The organism is Gluconobacter sp. P5H9_a (assembly GCF_018812085.1).
In the GTDB taxonomy this organism is placed as follows: Bacteria; Pseudomonadota; Alphaproteobacteria; order Acetobacterales; family Acetobacteraceae; genus Gluconobacter.
Window position 1 is genome coordinate 40,632 of sequence record NZ_JACRVW010000005.1, and the last position, 18,692, is coordinate 59,323.

At 57.0% G+C, this 18,692-nt stretch carries 22 protein-coding genes; 5 read left to right on the forward strand and 17 right to left on the reverse strand.

Features of this window, described 5'->3' with window-relative positions; translation table 11 throughout:
• Positions 1 to 42: 42 nt before the first annotated feature.
• Positions 43 to 555, reverse strand: a complete 513-nt coding sequence (locus KP708_RS06815; protein ID WP_046899766.1) for an Hsp20 family protein — start codon at positions 553 to 555, stop codon at positions 43 to 45.
• Between the two features lie 166 nt (positions 556 to 721).
• Here KP708_RS06815 and def point away from each other — a divergent pair, with 166 nt between their 5' ends.
• From def to truA, 3 genes are read left to right on the forward strand one after another with little or no spacing between them, the layout of a single operon-like run.
• A complete protein-coding gene (gene def, locus KP708_RS06820; RefSeq protein WP_215749418.1) occupies positions 722 to 1,276 on the forward strand; it encodes a peptide deformylase in 555 nt (184 codons plus the stop codon).
• A gap of 6 nt (positions 1,277 to 1,282) precedes the next feature.
• On the forward strand, positions 1,283 to 2,194 hold the full coding sequence (fmt, locus tag KP708_RS06825) for a methionyl-tRNA formyltransferase (RefSeq protein ID WP_215748952.1): 912 nt from the start codon (positions 1,283 to 1,285) through the stop codon (positions 2,192 to 2,194).
• A gap of 1 nt (position 2,195) precedes the next feature.
• Positions 2,196 to 2,966: a tRNA pseudouridine(38-40) synthase TruA gene (gene truA, locus KP708_RS06830; RefSeq protein ID WP_046899768.1), complete on the forward strand. Its 771-nt coding sequence runs from the start codon at positions 2,196 to 2,198 to the stop codon at positions 2,964 to 2,966.
• A gap of 2 nt (positions 2,967 to 2,968) precedes the next feature.
• On the opposite strand, the gene KP708_RS06835 is transcribed toward truA, so the two are convergent.
• Genes KP708_RS06835 through dapD form a run of 3 tightly spaced genes read right to left on the reverse strand, consistent with a single transcriptional unit; the run spans position 2,969 to position 5,565 of the window.
• Positions 2,969 to 3,547 carry a hypothetical protein gene (locus KP708_RS06835; protein WP_215748953.1) on the reverse strand — a complete coding sequence of 193 codons (579 nt, stop codon included), beginning with the start codon at positions 3,545 to 3,547 and terminating at the stop codon, positions 2,969 to 2,971.
• Positions 3,548 to 3,585: 38 nt separating this feature from the next.
• Positions 3,586 to 4,731, reverse strand: coding sequence for a succinyl-diaminopimelate desuccinylase (gene dapE / locus KP708_RS06840; RefSeq protein ID WP_215748954.1), 1,146 nt, complete (start codon positions 4,729 to 4,731; stop codon positions 3,586 to 3,588).
• Positions 4,732 to 4,734: 3 nt separating this feature from the next.
• Complete coding sequence (gene dapD / locus KP708_RS06845; RefSeq protein ID WP_099211095.1) at positions 4,735 to 5,565, reverse strand: 2,3,4,5-tetrahydropyridine-2,6-dicarboxylate N-succinyltransferase; 831 nt, start codon at positions 5,563 to 5,565, stop codon at positions 4,735 to 4,737.
• A gap of 368 nt (positions 5,566 to 5,933) precedes the next feature.
• Between dapD and KP708_RS06850 the strand changes: the two genes are divergently transcribed.
• Positions 5,934 to 6,818, forward strand: a complete 885-nt coding sequence (locus KP708_RS06850) for a diguanylate cyclase domain-containing protein (RefSeq protein ID WP_252347231.1) — start codon at positions 5,934 to 5,936, stop codon at positions 6,816 to 6,818.
• A gap of 6 nt (positions 6,819 to 6,824) precedes the next feature.
• Here KP708_RS06850 and argB read toward each other — a convergent pair whose 3' ends face one another.
• The 6 genes from argB to rpmH form a co-directional block, all read right to left on the reverse strand.
• Entirely contained in the window at positions 6,825 to 7,760 is a 936-nt protein-coding gene (argB, locus tag KP708_RS06855) for an acetylglutamate kinase (RefSeq protein ID WP_202206481.1), read from the reverse strand.
• Positions 7,757 to 8,437, reverse strand: coding sequence for a ribosome biogenesis GTP-binding protein YihA/YsxC (gene yihA / locus KP708_RS06860; RefSeq protein ID WP_064273916.1), 681 nt, complete (start codon positions 8,435 to 8,437; stop codon positions 7,757 to 7,759). Before yihA ends, argB begins: the two co-directional genes overlap by 4 nt.
• Positions 8,438 to 8,443: 6 nt before the next feature.
• A complete protein-coding gene (gene yidC / locus KP708_RS06865; RefSeq protein ID WP_215748957.1) occupies positions 8,444 to 10,165 on the reverse strand; it encodes a membrane protein insertase YidC in 1,722 nt (573 codons plus the stop codon).
• 90 nt (positions 10,166 to 10,255) lie between these two features.
• Entirely contained in the window at positions 10,256 to 10,504 is a 249-nt protein-coding gene (gene yidD, locus KP708_RS06870; protein WP_215748958.1) for a membrane protein insertion efficiency factor YidD, read from the reverse strand.
• The gene (gene rnpA / locus KP708_RS06875) at positions 10,501 to 10,848 is read right to left on the reverse strand and encodes a ribonuclease P protein component (protein ID WP_046899775.1); all 348 of its coding nucleotides are present in this window, start codon (positions 10,846 to 10,848) and stop codon (positions 10,501 to 10,503) included. The genes yidD and rnpA overlap by 4 nt, the downstream gene beginning before the upstream one ends.
• Positions 10,845 to 10,979 carry a 50S ribosomal protein L34 gene (rpmH, locus tag KP708_RS06880; RefSeq protein WP_202206479.1) on the reverse strand — a complete coding sequence of 45 codons (135 nt, stop codon included), beginning with the start codon at positions 10,977 to 10,979 and terminating at the stop codon, positions 10,845 to 10,847. The genes rnpA and rpmH overlap by 4 nt, the downstream gene beginning before the upstream one ends.
• Positions 10,980 to 11,121: 142 nt before the next feature.
• Between rpmH and KP708_RS06885 the strand changes: the two genes are divergently transcribed.
• Positions 11,122 to 11,331: a hypothetical protein gene (locus tag KP708_RS06885; protein ID WP_252347232.1), complete on the forward strand. Its 210-nt coding sequence runs from the start codon at positions 11,122 to 11,124 to the stop codon at positions 11,329 to 11,331.
• On the opposite strand, the gene gloA is transcribed toward KP708_RS06885, so the two are convergent.
• From gloA to bamA, 7 genes are all read right to left on the reverse strand, one after another.
• Positions 11,315 to 11,704 carry a lactoylglutathione lyase gene (gene gloA, locus KP708_RS06890; RefSeq protein WP_215748960.1) on the reverse strand — a complete coding sequence of 130 codons (390 nt, stop codon included), beginning with the start codon at positions 11,702 to 11,704 and terminating at the stop codon, positions 11,315 to 11,317. The two genes, KP708_RS06885 and gloA, sit on opposite strands and share 17 nt — an antisense overlap.
• Positions 11,701 to 12,546 carry an LpxI family protein gene (locus tag KP708_RS06895; protein WP_371822656.1) on the reverse strand — a complete coding sequence of 282 codons (846 nt, stop codon included), beginning with the start codon at positions 12,544 to 12,546 and terminating at the stop codon, positions 11,701 to 11,703. Before KP708_RS06895 ends, gloA begins: the two co-directional genes overlap by 4 nt.
• A 2-nt stretch (positions 12,547 to 12,548) precedes the next feature.
• Positions 12,549 to 13,406: an acyl-ACP--UDP-N-acetylglucosamine O-acyltransferase gene (gene lpxA / locus KP708_RS06900; protein ID WP_215748961.1), complete on the reverse strand. Its 858-nt coding sequence runs from the start codon at positions 13,404 to 13,406 to the stop codon at positions 12,549 to 12,551.
• A gap of 4 nt (positions 13,407 to 13,410) precedes the next feature.
• Positions 13,411 to 13,929 (reverse strand): 3-hydroxyacyl-ACP dehydratase FabZ, encoded by a 519-nt coding sequence (gene fabZ / locus KP708_RS06905; RefSeq protein ID WP_202206476.1) that lies wholly within the window; start codon positions 13,927 to 13,929, stop codon positions 13,411 to 13,413.
• Positions 13,930 to 14,031: 102 nt separating this feature from the next.
• Complete coding sequence (lpxD, locus tag KP708_RS06910; protein ID WP_215748962.1) at positions 14,032 to 15,093, reverse strand: UDP-3-O-(3-hydroxymyristoyl)glucosamine N-acyltransferase; 1,062 nt, start codon at positions 15,091 to 15,093, stop codon at positions 14,032 to 14,034.
• Positions 15,094 to 15,104: 11 nt separating this feature from the next.
• Complete coding sequence (locus KP708_RS06915) at positions 15,105 to 16,016, reverse strand: OmpH family outer membrane protein (RefSeq protein WP_174694768.1); 912 nt, start codon at positions 16,014 to 16,016, stop codon at positions 15,105 to 15,107.
• A 58-nt stretch (positions 16,017 to 16,074) separates the two neighbouring features.
• Positions 16,075 to 18,549 (reverse strand): outer membrane protein assembly factor BamA, encoded by a 2,475-nt coding sequence (gene bamA, locus KP708_RS06920; RefSeq protein WP_215748964.1) that lies wholly within the window; start codon positions 18,547 to 18,549, stop codon positions 16,075 to 16,077.
• Positions 18,550 to 18,692: the final 143 nt, after the last annotated feature.

Here is an 18,692-nt window from a genome sequence, read left to right on the forward strand (position 1 = left end):
AGCCACAGTCAGGTTGAAACATTCATACTGTCGATACGTGACTTACTCGTCGTCGAGTTCCCGCACCGGCCGGGTCCGCCGGGCCGTCTTGACCACAGGCGGGACAACTTCGTGCTGAACCGTTTGCGGGCTCCCGCCAGTGCGCCGTCCCTGCGTGATAGCAATCCGTTTGACACGGACTTCGGGCTCCGGACGTAGAAGATCGATATGAAGCAGGCCATTATCAAGCCATGCCCCGCCAATCTCTATGCCTTCAGCCAAAACAAACGCCTTATGGAACTGCCGTGCAGCAATACCACGATGCAGGAAGATCCGTCCCTGGCTGTCATCGGTCTGACGTCCACGGATCACCAGCTGGTTGTCTTCCTGCGTGATCTGAAGGTCATCCATCACGAACCCGGCTACAGCCAGGGTAATCCGGAGCGCCGTCTGACTCAGCTGCTCGATGTTGTAGGGCGGGTAACCGTCTGACGTGGACTTGGAGGCACGCTCGAGCATCTGCTCAAGATGATCAAAACCAAGGAACATCGGGGATGTAAACAAGCGACCGGACATAGGGCTAGAGCCTCCTCCATGAGCGAGACAGCGGGAACCAGACCCTCCATGAGGCATCTGACGTGACCCTAGGATATGGTGGAGCAGGCTTTCTATGCAAGTTCTGCCTCGGGAAATGCTTGCTCGGGACTGGCATAAACAGTCGTCGCTCGCTACATCGCAAGGCATGAGCGAATTCGATTTCCTGTCCGGCATCGACGCGGTGCCGCCGACCCCGATCCTGATTGCCCCTGCGCCCGTGCTGCGTCAGGTCACCCGTGACGTCCGCGCGGAAGACATGGCGTTCCTGCGAGAGCAGCTTCCTGGCATGTTTTCCGCCATGTACAAGGCTCCCGGCATTGGCCTAGCGGCCCCGCAGGTTGGTCTTGATATGCGCTTCGCCCTTGTGGACGTCGCAGAAGACGATGCCCCCCGTGAGCCCATGGTTCTCATCAATCCGGAAATCGTCACGGATTCTGAGCAGATGGCTGTGCGGGAAGAAGGCTGCCTCTCCCTGCCGAACCAGTATGCAGAAGTGATCCGTCCCGAATCGATTCGCGTGCGTTACCGCAACCTCGCGGGCGAGATCATCGAGCGTGATGCTGACGGCCTTCTGGCCACATGTATCCAGCATGAAATGGATCATCTGGAAGGGATCCTGTTCGTGGATCACCTTTCCACACTCAAGCGCAACATGATCATGCGCCGCCTGGCCAAAGAGCAGAAGCTGAGAAGGCGTTAATCTCTGATGCGTCTGATCTTCATGGGTACGCCGGATTTCGCGGTTCCGGCCCTGCATGCCCTCATGGCCGCAGGACACGAAATCGTTGCCGTTTATACGCAGCCCCCACGTCCAGCAGGGCGTGGCAAAGCCGTGCGGCGTTCCCCTGTCCATGAAGCAGCCGAAGCAGCAGGCATTGAAGTGCGTACGCCTGCCCGCGTTCGCCGGGACGAAGCGGAGCATGAAGCCTTTGCTGCGCTCAATGCAGACGCCGCAGTAGTCGCCGCTTACGGGTTGATCCTGCCGAAAGCCATGCTGGATGCCCCTCGTCTGGGATGCCTGAATATTCACGCAAGCCTGCTTCCCCGCTGGCGCGGAGCTTCTCCTATCCAGTCCTCCATCGTGGCTGGAGACACCAGAAGCGGCGTTTCCATTATGCAGATGGACGAGGGTCTCGATACGGGCGCGGTCCTGCTGGAAGAAGCCACGCCGATCAGTCTGTCAGACACCGCCAGCACGCTCCACGATCGTCTGGCGGAAATTGGCGGCAGGCTGATTATTCGAGCACTGAGTGAGCAGCCTCGGGCTGTGCCACAGCCTGAAGAGGGTGTGACATACGCACATATGTTGAAGCGCGAAGACGGGCGTATCGACTGGTCACGGTCCTGCGAGGACATCGATCGCCAAATTCGGGGGCTGACACCATGGCCCGGCGCATTCACGATGCTAAATGGTGTCGTCCTTAAAATTGGCGCAGCTACCCCACGTCCAGAAATTGCAGGGCCTGTTGCCGGTAGCTCACTGGATGATGCTCTGACCATTACCTGCGGCACCGGCGCACTGCGCATTGACCGTATTCAGAGGCCAGGACGCAGCATGATGGACGCTGCAGATTTCGTACGCGGACAAGAAATTCCGGCAGGCACACGCTTTGACTGAAATGGATATCTCCCGCTGGGCGTTACGTCTCGAATATGACGGGACGGGCTTTGTGGGATGGCAGAAACAGCAAGACGGCGTCTCTATCCAGAGCCTCATTGAGGCGGCAGCGTCTCGGCTTGTTGGAAATCGTCCGGTCTCCAGCATCACCGCAGGCCGCACCGATGCTGGTGTCCACGCCTCCGGAATGGTCATTCACATCGATTTCCCGGGCGACGCCAAGATCAACGGGCGCCAGATCCGCGATGGCATGGGTTATTACCTCAAGCCTCACAGGGTTGTAGTTCTGGAGGCCGCACAGGTCAGCCTGGACTGGAGCGCACGTTTCTCCGCCATCTGGCGCAGCTACCAGTTCAAGATCCTGAACCGTCAGGCGCGCCCAGCCTTGCAGGAGACACACGTCTGGCACGTCAAGCGCGTGCTGGATGTAGACCTGATGCAGGAAGGCGCGAACTACCTTCTGGGCTCGCACGACTTTACATCATTTCGAGCCATCGCCTGTCAGGCCAGAAGTGCCGTCCGCACTCTTGATGTTCTGACCATTCACCGGGAAGGCGAACTGGTTATCGTGAACACGAAGGCACGCTCGTTCCTGCACCATCAAGTCCGAAATATGGTCGGCTCTCTGGTCATGGTTGGCTCTCGCCAGTGGCCGCCAGAAAAAATGCGCGAAGTGTTGGAAGCCCGGAACCGCTGCGCAGCCGGACCAACCTCTCCACCAGATGGCCTCTGCCTCACAGGCGTCGGCTATCCGGAAGATCCGTTCGCCTAAGTTCAGGGTGCCCCAAACAGATCCGCTATTGCGTTGTAATGCGGTGGGACCAGCAACAGCAGGCCGATCAGAAGGAATACGCTGACCGTCTGCAACACCGTCATGATGACAGACTGCCATGCCGTCATCACAAGCCCAACACGCGTGACATACCAGGTCAGCCACAGGCTATAGAGCCACACACCCACTGCGACACCAGCCAGCGCGGCAGAAGACGAGGCAGCAGCAGGCATGATGATCCTCATGATGCCTTCCGCCATGATCATCATGATAACCGGTAGCCACGCACACCAGAGCGAGGCCGTCGCATACCGGGTCCACAAGCCTTTCCGGCCGACAAACACGGCATAGCGTTCCGAGACGACGAGCTGAAGTAAGGGACAAACCAACTGAACCAGTGCGCGTATGGCCTGCAATTCCCGTTGATCCGCGGGCAACAGGAAGACACTGATCAGTTCGATGAGGGTTATGGCAATGGTGGGTGCCAGAGCCGCCATCAGCGGCTGAACCCCAGGGGAGAAACAGTTGATCCCCACCGCACGTCCGCGCCCCAGCAGCCAGACACCCAGTGGAATGCTCATTCCTCCAATCGGGGGAATACCGGTTGGACGGTCTGGAGTCACAGGCCAAATCTTTCCATGAACGTCAGATAGATCTGCGTCAGATCTTCAAGAGTCGAGACATCAACATGCTCGTCCCGCTTATGCATTGTCGCTCCGACCAGACCGAACTCTGCTACAGCACAGTATTGCGAAATGAAGCGCGCATCAGACGTTCCTCCGCCCGTATCGAGTTTCGGCTGCCGCCCTGTCACATCCTGAACAGCCCGCTCAAGACATTGAACTGCCGGTCCCGGCTGCGTCAGAAACGCCTCCCCACTGATGGAAACCGTAACTTCGCTGTCAGGTGCATGACGAGAGATAACTTCGCGGATCCACTCAGACAGGGCCGCACCAGTATGACAGTCATTGAACCGGATGTTCAGGCGCGCCTTGGCCTCGGCAGGAATGACGTTCGTCGCAGGATTGCCGACGTCAACGCTCGTGACCTGCAATGACGACGGGGAGAACCATTCCGTTCCCTCATCTAGGCAGCGTTCGGTCAGTTCACCGAGTGCCGGAAGGAGACGGTGGATGGGGTTATCGGCCAGATGCGGATAGGCAACGTGCCCCTGCACGCCCCGAACCACGATCTCTGCATTCATGCTGCCCCGACGACCAATCTTGATCGTATCCCCCAGAGCCGAAGGATTTGTGGGCTCTCCGAGCAGACAGAAATCAGGCACATCATTTCGAGCCGCCAGCCATTCAATGACAGGCTTCGTACCGAAATGAGCCGGGCCTTCCTCATCACCCGTAATCAGCAGGGAGATTGACCCCTTGAGGGTACTGTTCTGAAGAAAACGTGCGATGGCTGCCACCGAGCAGGCCACGCCGCCTTTCATGTCCGCGATCCCGCGGCCATACAGTCGCCCATCCTGAATTTGCGCTGCAAAAGGATCGTGTGCCCACCCTTCACCAGGGGGAACAACATCCGTATGACCCGCAAAGCAGAGAGACGGACGGCCAGTACCAATTTTAGCGTAAAAATTCGGCGTCGGAGCGTCCGCTGGTCCGAACGGCAAATGGACTACTTCAAACCCCATCCCTTCCAGCACCGATGCCAGAAGAGCCTGTGCCCCGTCATCGGCTGGTGTGACGGACTGACAGCGGATCAGATCCTGTGCAAGAGCAACAGGATCAGTCGGAAAAGATGGGGACGGCATGGATCAGTCGCGCAGCAGTTCGTTGATGGACGTCTTGGAGCGGGTACGCTCGTCAACGCGCTTTACGATCACAGCGCATGCGAGGGACGGCTGACCTGGCTCCTTCGGAGGCAGCGTCCCCGGAATAACCACGGAATAAGCTGGCACACGTCCCATGAAGATTTCACCCGTCGCACGGTCCACAATCTTCGTAGAGGCACCGATAAACACGCCCATGGACAGGACGGAGCCCTTCTCCACGATCACGCCTTCAGCAACTTCCGAACGGGCACCGATGAAGCAGTCATCTTCAATAATGACTGGAGCAGCCTGAAGCGGCTCAAGAACGCCACCGATGCCTGCACCACCGCTGATATGGCAGTTCTTGCCAATCTGGGCGCAGGAACCAACCGTTGCCCAGGTGTCGACCATCGTGCCGCTATCTACACGCGCACCCACGTTCACGAAGCTCGGCATCAGCACAACATTCGGCGCAATGAACGCGGAGCGACGAACAATGGCACCTGGAACAGCACGGAAACCGGCTTCAGCAAACCGGAACTGATCCCAGCCTTCAAACTTCAGCGGAACCTTATCGAAAGCAGGTTGACCGCCACATCCACCCACCATCACGCGGCTGTCGTACAGACGGAATGAGAGCAGAACAGCCTTCTTCAGCCATTCATGGACAACCCAGCCATCTTCGCTCGGCTCGGCAACACGCAGCGTACCAGCGTCCAGCCCTTTGAGAGCGGTTTCGACGACCTCGCGGTCCTCTCCCTCAGTCTGGGCGTTCAGAGTAGCGCGACGCTCCCAAAGAGCGTCAATAGCGGTGCGGAGCGTATCGTGAGGCATCAGGACCAATCCGGAAAAGGAGCAGAAAACCGCCGGACCATGCGGTCCCCGGTCCCGACTGTCAACGGCTCTTTCCCTGTGAGCATCATCCAGACCAACGTTAAGGCTTTGTTTACCTTTTGATCCTATGAAAAATCCAAGCTCTTTCGTCTCCGAAAAAGATCCGGAAAGCCAAAGGCGCCAGACCGTGTTCTCACATCGATTCACGACGCAGCACATTTATCGCTTCAACGATGCGGCACGTTCAGCCGCAAAATCATGGATCCTTTGCGGCAATGCATGACATTGGCCTGAAAAGCCCTCCCCCTCCGGTGGCGGAGCCGACTTCCCATCAAACCTTTCAGCTCCTGAGAGAGAGCCTGTCCTGCATGCGCAGCGCCGTTCTTCCCCGACTTGGCATCGCAGCAGCCCTCACCAAGGTACAGGAAGCGCTTGAAGCGGACTGCCTGCTCTTCAGCGCCTTTACACCTTCCGATCATAGCGTGGCCTTGCATCAGTCCGCCCCTCTTCCCGAAGGGTTTCAAGGGGAACTACAGAAATCTGGGTTCATGCTCGAGGAACGCGTCATCCAGTTTTCCTCAGATGTCCATCATGCGCTACTGATCTGCGAGCCCATCAGGAGCCAAGCCCTCATTGGCCTTCTATGCTGGAGAAAAACATCATGGTCAGCAGATGAAACTGAGCTTCTTTGCACTCTGCTGACAGTCATTGCGACGTTGCAGGATGTTGAAGGGCTTCACAGAAACGTCCTGAAGGGCGCTCACTATGATCTCTCGTCCAACCTTCTGAACTGGGAAGGCTTGAAACAGGAAATGGAGCGGCGCATTCCGCGCCTGGATCGAGACTGCCTCGCGGCGACCCTCATGATCGCGCATGTTCCCGGCTTGAGCGAAATAACCCAAACGCATGGATTTCAGGCAGGAGAAGACGCGCTCACACAATGCATTGCTTTACTCCGCAAGGCCGTGCGTCCGACAGACGCTATTGCCCGGCTCAGCGGCAACATGTTTGCGCTTTGGCTGGATGGAGGGGACCGTTTTGCCATGGCCGAGCGTGCCGAACGGATGACGGCGCATGGCATCCCGATCCTGATAAACCCACCTGTGCACCTTCCACTACACATCGGACTAATGTGCCGAGAAGCGAACGATCCGGAAAACACGGCAGATGATCTTCTGGCAAGAGCCAGTCAAGCCCTCCAGACCGGAGAAGAAGAGCAAAAAAAATGGCGCTTCTCACACGAAGCGCCATAAGCCAGATCAGGCTTTGATAAGAGTGCCGGGGCCTGCTCTGGTAAAGAGTTCCAGAAGGCAAGTGTGAGGAACACGACCGTCAAGAATAACTGCGGCCTTGGCACCGCTCTGCACAGCATCCAGACAGGTCTCAACCTTCGGGATCATCCCTCCGGAGATCGTGCCATCCTTGATGAGATTACGTGCTTCTTCCGCACTCAGCTCTTCAATCAGCTTGCCGTCACGATCCAGCACACCCGGAACGTCCGTCAGCATCAGCAGGCGAGATGCATGAACTGCACCGGCAATGGCACCTGCTGCCGTATCGGCATTGATATTGTAGGTTTCGCCATTTTCGCCCGCACCCACAGGCGCAATGACAGGAATAAGGCCTGATCCGAGCAAAGCATAAAGAACGCGCGGATCAATCTTCTCCGGCTGTCCCACGAAACCAAGATCGATAATACTCTCGATCTGGCTATCCGGATCACGCCGCGTGCGGGTCAGTTTACGAGCCTGGATGAGACTTCCATCCTTGCCCGAAATTCCAACAGCCATAGCACCAGCACTGTTGATGAGCTGCGCAACCTGCTTGTTCACACTTCCAGCCAGAACCATCTCGATCACATCGACCATGGCACTATCCGTAACGCGCAGACCATCCACAAACTGTGAGCGGATGTGGAGACGATCCAGCATGGAGCTGATCTGCGGGCCACCGCCATGCACAACGATCGGATTGATCCCGACGAGCTTCAGAAGTGCAATGTCATATCCAAATGCGCTGGCCAGCTTGCCCTCACCCATTGCATGACCGCCGTATTTCACAACGATCGTGTCACCGGCATAACGGCGCAGAAATGGCAGTGCACTCGCCAGAATAGCAGCCTGCTGCTGGGCATCATCCATATTCACGGCCGGGGGAATTTCCGGCAATTTTTCACTGTGGGTCTTTTTGCTCATGGCCGGACATCTCCTTCCCCTGAGGTCTGAACAGGATCTGCGAAACGGGCAATCTCTGCCCGAAGATCTTCAATGCCTTCCCCGGTCTGACTGCTGGTGCAGACAATCCGCGGGTAGGCCGCAGCCTGTTTGAGCGCGAGCGCTTCAACTTCCGCAATTTTGGCTTTCAGTGCCGTCGGCCGAACCTGATCGCACTTGGTCAGAACAATCTGGAACACCACAGCCGCACGCCCCAGCAGATCCATAACGTCCCTGTCGGACTGCTTGATCTCAATCCGTGCATCCAGAAGCAGAATAACGCGGGCCAGCGTGGTCCGTCCACGAAGATAGGCGAACATCATGTTCTGCCAGTCTTCCTTGACCGATTTTGCAGCCTTCGCGAAACCGTAACCGGGCATATCCACAAGAGAAATGCGGTCCGCGAGATTGAAGAAGTTGAGTTGCTTGGTGCGCCCCGGCTCCGAAGATGCTCTCGCCAGCGCACGACGCCCGGTCAGGGCGTTGATGATGCTGGATTTGCCAACATTAGAACGCCCGGCAAAAGCAACTTCCGGCCGACCGACCGGCGGAAGCTGGTCGATCTTCTGTGAACCAAAAAAGAACTCGCACTCCCCTGCGAAGAGCAGACGACCGTCTTCGATCTGTTCAGGGGTAGGAGGGCCAGCAGCTTCTTTCATGGTGTCTCAGCGTCCACTTTTAGTAACAGGAACCGGCAGCTTGGCACGGCTCTGAATGAAGGACTGCTGGGCGAATGTCAGCAGGTTGTTCCACGTATAGTAAACCAGAAGGCTGGCCGGGAAGTTGGACATCACGAACACATAGACCAGCGGCATGAACTGCATGATGCGGGCCTGAGCCGGGTCCATGCTGACCATTGTCTGGCGCTGGAGCAGCCAGAAAGTCACGCCCAATGCAGCTCCCCAGATGCTGACGTGCAGGAAGGAGAAATACACCGTCGGGTCGAAGGGGATCAGACCAAACAGGTTAAAGATGTTCGTCGGATCTGGGACGGACAGATCGTGAATCCAGCCGAAGAACGGGGCATGACGCTCGTCAATGCTGATGTTCAGCATCTTGTAGAGGCAGAAAAAGATCGGAGCCTGGATCAGAACAGGAAGGCACCCACTTGCAGGGCTAACACCCTCTTCGCGGTAGAGCGCCATGACCTTCTGGTTCATCACCATCGGGTCGTCCTTGTTCTTCTCACGGATCTCCTTGATCTTCGGAGCCAGCAGACGCATGCGCGCAGAAGACCCTGCCGCTTTGGAGGCCAGCGGGAAGAGCACAATCTTGACGATCAGTGTCAGCGCCATCAGCGCCAGACCGAAATTGCCCAGATGCAGATACAGCCAGTGCAGCAGGTACAGGATCGGGCGTGTCAGGAAGCTGAACCAGCCAAAGTCGATGGCTTTGTCGAGATCCGTAATGTGCAGGTTGCTGCTGTAAGCCTGCAGAAGGCTTGGCACCTTTGCACCAGCAAAAAGATGGCTCGTCTGCGTAACAGTGCCATTCGGCATGATCTGCTGCGGAGCCTGAGATACGAAGCCGATACGATAGGACCCTGCATTTTCCGGAACGTAAGCAAAGCTTGCCGTCACAGAAGACGTGGAGTCAGGTGCAACGGCCGTCAGCCAGTACTTGTCGCTGATACCGCCCCAGCCACCTGTGCCACCCTTGGCCCAGAACGTGTGATCAGGATGCTCAGCACCCTTACGAACGTTCTTGTAGGTCTCGTCGTTCAGGCGACCGTCCATGACGGCAATAGGACCTTCATGTGCCGTCCAGAAACCTTCCGGAGCCTGATAGTCACGCTGCACCCGCTGGAACGGAAGCAGCGCAACAGGCTGGGAGGAATGATTCTCCACCGACTGCACAGCCGAGAACATATAATGCTCATCAACTGAAAGGTGGATCGAGAAGATCAGACCTTCGCCGTTATCCCATGTCAGCGTGACCGGGTGACCCGGAGAGAGGGCCTCGTCCGCACTGGTCCAGACCGTGTTCAGATCCGGAACCTTCGCATTGGACCCCGGAGCGTTGCTCCAGCCAATTACGAAGAAGTTCGGATGCTCGCTGCCGGGCTTGTCCAGCAGACGGACAAGCGGACTGTCCTTTGCAAGAGTGGCACGGTACTTCGTCAGCACCGCATCATCCAGAAGCGCACCCTTGAGGTTCAGGGAGCCCTGCACGTCGTCGCTGGTAATCGCAATGCGACGAGCGACCACTTCCGGTTCAGGCGAGCCCTGAGCCGGACCAGCAACAGCCGGAGTGGACGGAGACTGTGTCGCAGTGGTTTGCGTCACAGCCGGATGACTGTCCGGACGGGGTTTCGGCATGAAATAGTCGAAACCGATCAGGATGAGGGCCGAGAGGATAATGGCCGCAATGATGCGCTTGATTTCCATCGGGCTGATGCCGGTCTTTCGTCTCTAACGGAGGAATGCTGAGCCTCAAGTGGCCGAAAACCGTTACCAAAACAATAGGCGCACGCGTTTTTAATGCCGATGAGCCTCGGGCGGGAGGTCACATCCCCCTTTTGACCAGGGGTGACATCGGAGGATTCTCTTCAATGCCAGCCAGCCGCCCCGAACAGGCCCATGCCCCTTGATCGCCATCATGGCATAGGTGCTGCACCCGGGTTCAAAACGACAGTTTCGGCCCAGATAGGGACTGATGAAGAGCTTGTAAGCGTCAATCAACGCAAGCAGGAAAACAGTGACAGCCTTATTGAAAAGGCGTGTCATTTTTCCAGGCCCTTGCGGAGCGCTTTACGAAGATCATCCTGAAGAAGGGGAAATTCTCGTCGGCGCGTACCATCGCGGCCGATCAGGACAAAGTCTCCCGAAGGAAGACCGTCCTCACGCGCTACAAGACGCAGCGCCTCACGGAGGCGGCGTTTTGTGCGGTTACGGATGACAGAGTTTCCAACCTTTTTCGTGACGGTAAAGCCGACACGGCTATCAGGCTGGCTATCATCCTGCAGCATCTGCACAACCATTCCCGGGGTAGCGACTTTACGCCCCTTACCGGCAACACGCAGAAACTGCGGCCGCTTTTTCAGGCGGCCAGCTGTGTGGTTCCGGCTCAGGCGGAGAGCTTCGAGCGGCCCTTGGTGCGACGGTTTGCCAGCACGCGGCGGCCGCCGACTGTAGCAGTACGTGCACGGAAACCGTGACGACGCTTACGAACCAGCTTGGAGGGTTGATACGTGCGCTTCATGACATCGATCCTTTAAAACCATGCAGACGCCTCTCTGGACATCCGCGTCGATCGGGCGCACGAAACGCCCGGTGAATGAGACCCGGGCTTGTACTCACCCGACCCTCCCCTGTCAATGCTACACCCTCAGGAACTTAAGGATATGAGCCAGAATCCCGCTCCACCACCGTCATCAACTGACGACTCCAAGGCATTTCGACATGATCTGCGAAATGCCCTCTCCCCGGCGATGCTGTGTGCAGACATCCTGACATCCCATTCAGACGAATCCGTCAGAAAACATGCAGGAACAATTGTCGAGGCGCTGGAAAAAGCACTGCGCCTCGTGAAGAAGCCTACTTCTTCTCAATAAGCTCGATCTTGTAGCCGTCTGGATCTTCCACAAAGGCAATGGTGATCGTGCCAAATTTCAGTGGCCCGGCTTCACGGGTCACTTTGCCGCCACCAATCCGAACAGCCTCTACAAGCGCGGCCACATCTGGCACGCCAATCGCAAAATGGCCGAAGCCAGTGCCGACGTCGTAATCCGTTTCCTGATCCCAGTTATAGGTCAGTTCAATTTCGGCCTGTCCATTCTCGTTATCAGCGAATCCGATAAAAACGAGCGTGTAACGGCCTTCACGAACTTCCTTGCGGCGCAGCTCTTTCATGCCAAGAAGGCTGTAGAACGCCAGACTGCGATCAATGTCTCGAATACGAACCATCGTGTGCAGAAATGTGCTCATTTTTCTTCTTTCAGATCTTCGCTTGTCAGCCCGTAAAGGAATAGCCCGTACCGGTCCGCCAAGGCGACGCAGCGGTCAGGGTCTGTCAACAACGTGACACCAGGCTGAAACGCGACGCCCCGCAATCCGTTCCGGGCCGCATTTTCCAGCGTCTCAGGGCCTATTGTCGGCATATCTGCCCTCAGGTCCTGTCCGCTTTTGGGCATTTTAATAAGGACGCCACCACTGCCAGCCTGCATCAGTTTGCCACAGCGCCCCAACATGGCATCCGTGCCCTCGAGAGCTTCGACAGCCAGAACCAGACCGCTCTGAACGACACACCCTTGCCCGATATCCAGCGCAGCCATGGCCCGCAGCACCTGAACACCACGTGCTATGTCCTGACGCGCCTGTTCGTCCGGCACAACACGGCCAAGCGTCCCGCTTCTTCCGGTCGCATGATCCAGGAATTCATGGGCACCGCGAACGATGAACCCTTCCTCCCCGAGAACACGCACGACCGCTCCGAGCAGCCCATCGTCTCCAAGGAAAATAGCGCGCCCCAGACGCGCGAGAATACGGGCGCCTTCTGCGTCCGGGCGTAAGTCACGCCATGCTGGGCGCCGAACGGGCCCGATCAGAACGAGCTCCCGGCATCCATGCTTTTTTAAGGCTGTCAGGATTTCTCCTACAGCAGCAAGGCGGATGATTTCATGTGGATAAGGTGCCAGACGGGCCATGTCCGCAAAATCACGGAATCCAACCACGAACACCGACTTCCCTTTTTCCAGAGCCGCCGCCGCAACCTTCGCAGGCAAGGGGCCAGCCCCGGCCAGAATACCGACGCAACCTGCCCCCATCACGCTCAGGCTCCTTCGGTTTCGGAAAGCCCCTCATTGCGGGCCACACGTGTCAGACCACGTCGGCTTGGCGCTTCCATAAAGTCCAGCATCTCAGCAATACGCGGCAAATGACCATACTCCCGCCGTACATCTGCAATGCGGGCTTCCAGCACAACCTCCGTACTGCCATGCCGAGGGTAGAGTGTCCGAAAGGCGCGACGCATGGCCTGCATTTCTTCCGGGCCCACACCAGACCGCTTCAATCCGATCCAATTCAGACCGACCAAGCGGGCGCGGTTTCCGAGAACGCTTCCGTAGGGGATGACATCCATCTCGACACCGCAAACGCCACCAACAACAGCGCCGCGACCAATGCGCACGAACTGATGGAGCGCTGCTGATCCCATGACCTTGGCATCGTCAGCAATCTCGACATGACCGCCCATGACAACATTGTTCACGATAATCACACGATCACCGAGAACACAGTCATGCGCCACATGAGCATTCGCCATGATCAAACAGGACGCACCGATTTTCGTCAGAGCATGTCCCTGCGCCGTTCCACGATGAATGGTGACGTTTTCACGGATGATGGTTTTCGCGCCGATCTCACAAAGTGTCGGCTCACCAGCATATTTGAGGTCCTGCGGTGCCATCCCGATCGTGACGAACGGATAGACTTCCACTTCCTCACGCAGGGTCGTGTGCCCGTCGACAATCACCGAAGCATGCAGGTGCACACCGTCGCCAAGTGTCACATGAGGCCCGACGATGCACCACGGACCAATGCGAACATTTTCCCCAATTCGGGCACGTTCATCGACAAGAGCAGTCGCATGAATCTCAGCGCTATCGGATCGTTTTCCTGCAATCTGCATCAGTTCAGCCCATGATCATGGCACTGAAGGTTGCCTCTGCAACGGCAACGCCGTCAACACGTGCAATGCCCTTGAATTTCCAGACATTCGCCCGCGACCGCTCTTTGACCACTTCAATACGAAGCTGATCACCCGGCCCGACCGGACGGCGGAACTTGGCGCCTTCAATGGTCATGAAATACACCAGCTTTCCTTCGAAAGCCTTGCCAAGCGTCAGGACCACAAGTGTCGCAGCTGTTTGAGCCATGGCTTCGATGATCAGAACGCCCGGCATCACCGGATGAGAAGGAAAGTGCCCCTGAAAGAAGGGCTCGTTCACCGTGACATTCTTGATGCCAACAGCGGACTCACCAGCCTTGATTTCCTGCATCTTATCAATCAGCAGGAAAGGATAGCGATGAGGGATCGCCTGCATGATCTGCAGAATGTCGATGCTCTCAGGAACCTGATGCGTTCCCGAAGCCCCTTCTGCCGGGGTCGTCTTTTCAGCCGGAGCGTCCACTCGATCCATTTTGTTCACCATGCCCTTCTAAGGGAAAATTTTGTCAGTTTTCTGCTCTCCGAGCAGTGCGGATGGCCTCCCTTAGCAAAACTGGCTACGGGATACCATCCGTCACCGGGCAGGTCAGTCGCCGCTTTTACGGGAGAGCTTCCGCAAAGTGGCTACGTTCCGGAAGAATTCCCGGAAGGGCATGGCGGGACTGCCGATCACATCCGCTCCCGCATCCACGTCAGACATGACACCGCACTGAGCCCCAACACGGGCCTTGTCACCAATCTTGATATGACCGATCAGGCCAGCCTGAGCGGCTATCGTGACGAAATCGCCCAGTTCGGTCGAGCCGGAAATACCAGCCTGCGAAACAACAATGCAGCATTTTCCAAGCTGGGCATTGTGTCCGATCTGAACCAGATTATCGATCCGCGTACCTGCTCCAATGACCGTATCGCGCATCGAACCACGATCAATCGTCGAGTTAGCCCCGATCTCAACGTCGTCCTCAATGACCACCAAACCAAGCTGCGGCACGGTCTCGAAACCAGCAGGGCCGACAGCAAAACCAAATCCGTCCTGACCAATGCGGGCGCCGGGATACAATGTTACCCGGTTCCCGACACGGGCGTGCGTCAGACTGACATGGCTGCCAATGCGGCAACGCTCACCGATCTCGACGCTTCGGCCAATCACGGCATGGGCACCAATCAGCGTACCCGGGCCAATTTTCGCGCCGTCTTCAACGACAGCGAAAGCCCCGATCTCAACATTCTCACCAATCTCAGCCGTTTCACTAACGTAGGCCGAAGGATGGCGAACACCCGTCGATGAGGGTGCGGGATGAAAGAGCGCTGCAATGCGGGCCCATGCAAGGTAGGGCGTTTTGCAGACAAGGCCCGCCGTATGTGCTGGCATCTTGTCGGCAAAAGCCGGCGCAAGAATGACCACCCCTGCACGCGTTTTTTCCAGAAGAGGCAGGTAGCGGCGATTATCCAGAAAACTCACGTCTTCCGGTCCCGCAACGTGCAATGGGGCAACCCCGCGGAAACTGACTGGATCCTCCTGCCCTTCAGCAGCAGGACGAACCTCGCTTCCCGATACTTCCGCAAGATGAGCCAGACCGAAAGGTCCAGCTCTCAGGAAGAAGCGCTCATCACCAGGTCGGTTTTCGGTGAGTACCTTATCAGCCACGGGATCAGGCCTCAGTGATGCTGCCGGAGAACGGACTCAGGCTGCGCGGGAGCCGAAGCTGGCGCTGCCTGTTCAGGACCCTGCGGCGCACGCTGTTCGTCTGCCGTCGTTGGCATCTTGCCAGACTTGGCGAGTTGCTCAGGATCAACGCCTTCGTCAGGAATAAACACGTGCGGCAGCGTCTTGTTCAGCTGGTTCGCCACTTCTTCCGTGATGTCCTGCTCACCCACGTGCAGCACAACCTGCTCGGCATGCAGAACAAGGTTCATGTTATGCGCGCCAGCAACGGCAGCAATGATGCCGTTGCCCTGCTCAAGCTCACGCTCGATCTGGTGAAAGGCGACCTGCGCGGCTTCCTGAACAATGCGAGCCTGATTGCCAAAATCGCGCTGATCCTTGGCGCGACGCTCCTGAAGATGGCGTTCACGAAGCTGGATTTGGTCAGCCGTAAGACTGCGGGCTTCGGATTGCAGCTTCTGCTGCTCACCACGCCAGGCACCCTCTTCACGCTGCACAGCCTGTGCCAGCTTGTCACGACGTGCGCCAAGAACCTGCTGGATCTCCTGCGCAGCAGACGACATCTGCATGACAGCCTGAACATTGATCACACCAATGACTGCAGCTGGTGGCGCAGCGCCCTTCGCAACAGTTGGCGGATTAGGGATCGGCGGCAACGGCAGAACCGGGGGAGCCTGCTGTGCATTCGGAGCAGCCTGCTCGTCTTCAACAGGCGCCTCAGCCATGGGCACACTGCGGCGAGGTGCCGGACGTGCAGCAGCCGGTGCATCCGGATGTGCGGCCTTGGGAACAAACCATCCACCGTTGTTGGCGGCCTGGGCGTGAGCAGCGGGTGCAACAGCAAGAACCGTCGCAGCCAGAAGCGCACCGACCGAGGCCGGGCGCATCAGGGAAATAAAGGTCATAACCACCTCTGGGAAAGGGGATGGAAGTGCTTGGAGCTCGAAGTCAGACACGCAGTTCTTAGAACTGCTGCCCAAAGCCAAAGCGCAGCGGGTAAAGACGATCGCCCTTTTCCTTACGCAGCGGTATGGCACCATCAATGTTCACAAGGCCGAATGGGCTCTTCCAGGAGATACCAAGGCCCGTGGAAACACGCGGGATCATGGTGTCACCCGTGATCGGGGTGTATTCGTAGCCAGACTGGTCGCGGCGTGAGTAATCCGTATATTTCTGCTTCACGCGAACACTGGAAAGACTACCCGCGTCCACAAAGTAACGACCGGAAATTCCAAGATCGTCACCCATTGGCATCGGAAAGTTAAGCTGTGCAGAAGCCGTATACATGAAACGGCCACCCAACAGATCTTCCTGACCTGCCCGTGGGAGATAGGCGAGTGTCGGGCAAGATCCGCTCGAAGTCCGCTGTGCGGTGGTGCAGATATGCCCCGAACGCGGGCCAACACCACCCTGCAAGAAGCCTCGCAGGTTTTCACCACCCAGGTAGAAGTTATCGATGATGTTACGGCGCCCGGAGTCACTCCAGTCGCCCATGTAACCGACGCCACCCTTGAACTGAAGGGTCCAGTCGTGGCTACCTGTAAGCTGGTCTAGTGGCAGATAATATGCACCGTCAGCCTTGACGCGATAGTACTTCGCATCGCCGCCCAAACCAGCAAAATCACCACCGACTTTCATCATGTACCCGTCATGAGGATTCATGCGTCGATCACGGCGATCATACGTCAGAGAGGTGCTGAGCTGCGAGAGAACAGACCAGCCAGCTGAGTCACGGACATACTTGGATGGAACCCATTCAATGTAATCCGGGTTCTCAGCCACAGTCTTCGCATCATAGAAGTTGCCAACCTGACGATCGACCAGCGTGTAGCTGAAGGACTGCGACAGATAGCGGTTATACGCATATCCAAGACGCAGGCTCATACCATACTGGGATTCTTTATAGCTCTGATACGTCTGGTAGTTATTCTGGATGAAGTAGAAGTCAGCACCAGCAACCAGGTTACGGTTCAGGAAGTACGGATCCGTAATGGAGATGTCAGCCTGTTTCTCATAGTACGCAACCGTACCCGAGATACCAGCGTCGATACCCGTGCCAAGCATGTTGTGCTGCTTGATGGACGCATTACCCAGCACACCAACGTCTGTGGAGTAACCACCACCCAGTGAGAACTCACCGGTCGGCTTCTCGACCACGTTGGCAGACACGTTCACACGATCAGGAGCGGAGCCCTGCGTCTGATCAACAGACACCGTGCTGAAATATCCGAGGTCCTGAAGGGCCAGCTTGGAATATTTCTTGTCAAACGGGGTGTACGGGTCGCCCTCTGCCATGGGCAGGTTGCGTCGGATCACGTTATCCCGGGTGATGGTATTGCCGTTGATGTCGATACGCTCGACATACACATGCGGCCCTTCAGTCACATCGAACAGAAGGTCAACAATCCGCTTTTCCGGATTACGGGCAATTTCAGAGCGCACCATCGCAAACGGATGCCCCTGAGCCTGCAACCACTCCTGCATGTTCGTCGTGTTATGCTGGATGGCAGTGCCGTCATAGATCTGATGCTTGAACAGCTCGATGTGCTTACGCATCATTTCCGGCGTGACGCGACGCACACTTGAACGAACGTCCATCTTGCCGATGCGATACTGCTCGCCTTCATGAACGGTGAACGTCACGTAGAACGACTTGTGATCGGGAGAAAGCTCGCCCGTCGCGTCGATCATGTGGAAATCGACAAATCCGTTATGAAGGTAAAAGCGGCGCAGCAACTCTGCGTCATACTTGATACGCTCAGGATTATACTCATCAGAAGATGAGAAGAAGCGATACCAGGTGTTCTCTTTGGACGAAATCACCTGAGCCAGACGGGCTTCACTGAACGCATGATTGCCAACAAAGACGATCTTATGGATCAGCGTCTGCTGAGCCTCGTTGATCTTGAAGACGACATCCACGCGGTTATGAGAAAGCTTGATGATCTGTGGCGTTACAGTCGCCCCGAAACGCGCCTTGCCCGCATACTGGTTCAGGATCTTCTGGCGATCAGCAGCCGTGGTCTGTGAGGAAAACACTGCACGGGGACGAAGACTGATTTCCTTGCGGAGATCTTCATCCTTCAGGGCGTGATTCCCTTCAAAGACAATGCGATTGACGATCGGATTCTCAACCAGATTCACCAGGAGAGTATTGCCCTCGCGGTGAAGGGTGACGTCCTTGAAAAGGCCCGTTGCATAAAGCGTCTTCAGGGAGCGATCCAGATCGTCCTGATTGAACGAGTCACCTGGCTGGGCAACCATGTACGACAGAACCGTGCTGGTCTCGATACGCGTGTTACCAGTGACCGAAATGGCCTGGATCACGTTGTTGCCTGAGGTTGCACCTGATGTCTGGTGCTGACGAGCAGAGCGGGCCTCCGCCACACCGAGAGCGGTCGGGAGAAGACATGCAGATGCCAGCAGCATCAAGCGCATGTTCGGGGACCGGGAACCTCTTGACCGTGATCCTGACAAACCGGTTTTCCTTGTAACAGATTTTTTGCAGGCGCCTGACACGCTACGCCATTGGCGGAGGTATCCGAAAATCCCCCCACCATGCAAGATCTCCCTTCACTCAC

Excerpts from the sequence above, each read along its gene's own strand:
- def (WP_215749418.1), top strand. The coding sequence starts at position 722 with ATGAGCGAATTCGATTTCCTGTCCGGCATCGACGCGGTGCCGCCGACC.
- yidD (WP_215748958.1), bottom strand. The coding sequence starts at position 10,504 with ATGACACGCCTTTTCAATAAGGCTGTCACTGTTTTCCTGCTTGCGTTG.
- rpmH (WP_202206479.1), bottom strand. The coding sequence starts at position 10,979 with ATGAAGCGCACGTATCAACCCTCCAAGCTGGTTCGTAAGCGTCGTCAC.
- KP708_RS06885 (WP_252347232.1), top strand. The coding sequence starts at position 11,122 with ATGAGCCAGAATCCCGCTCCACCACCGTCATCAACTGACGACTCCAAG.
- yidC (WP_215748957.1), bottom strand. The coding sequence starts at position 10,165 with ATGGAAATCAAGCGCATCATTGCGGCCATTATCCTCTCGGCCCTCATC.
- dapE (WP_215748954.1), bottom strand. The coding sequence starts at position 4,731 with ATGCCGTCCCCATCTTTTCCGACTGATCCTGTTGCTCTTGCACAGGAT.
- dapD (WP_099211095.1), bottom strand. The coding sequence starts at position 5,565 with ATGCCTCACGATACGCTCCGCACCGCTATTGACGCTCTTTGGGAGCGT.
- KP708_RS06815 (WP_046899766.1), bottom strand. The coding sequence starts at position 555 with ATGTCCGGTCGCTTGTTTACATCCCCGATGTTCCTTGGTTTTGATCAT.
- lpxA (WP_215748961.1), bottom strand. The coding sequence starts at position 13,406 with ATGCAGATTGCAGGAAAACGATCCGATAGCGCTGAGATTCATGCGACT.
- KP708_RS06850 (WP_252347231.1), top strand. The coding sequence starts at position 5,934 with ATGCGCAGCGCCGTTCTTCCCCGACTTGGCATCGCAGCAGCCCTCACC.
- argB (WP_202206481.1), bottom strand. The coding sequence starts at position 7,760 with ATGAGCAAAAAGACCCACAGTGAAAAATTGCCGGAAATTCCCCCGGCC.
- yihA (WP_064273916.1), bottom strand. The coding sequence starts at position 8,437 with ATGAAAGAAGCTGCTGGCCCTCCTACCCCTGAACAGATCGAAGACGGT.
- fabZ (WP_202206476.1), bottom strand. The coding sequence starts at position 13,929 with ATGGTGAACAAAATGGATCGAGTGGACGCTCCGGCTGAAAAGACGACC.
- gloA (WP_215748960.1), bottom strand. The coding sequence starts at position 11,704 with ATGAGCACATTTCTGCACACGATGGTTCGTATTCGAGACATTGATCGC.
- KP708_RS06835 (WP_215748953.1), bottom strand. The coding sequence starts at position 3,547 with ATGAGCATTCCACTGGGTGTCTGGCTGCTGGGGCGCGGACGTGCGGTG.
- fmt (WP_215748952.1), top strand. The coding sequence starts at position 1,283 with ATGCGTCTGATCTTCATGGGTACGCCGGATTTCGCGGTTCCGGCCCTG.
- bamA (WP_215748964.1), bottom strand. The coding sequence starts at position 18,549 with ATGCGCTTGATGCTGCTGGCATCTGCATGTCTTCTCCCGACCGCTCTC.
- KP708_RS06915 (WP_174694768.1), bottom strand. The coding sequence starts at position 16,016 with ATGACCTTTATTTCCCTGATGCGCCCGGCCTCGGTCGGTGCGCTTCTG.
- truA (WP_046899768.1), top strand. The coding sequence starts at position 2,196 with ATGGATATCTCCCGCTGGGCGTTACGTCTCGAATATGACGGGACGGGC.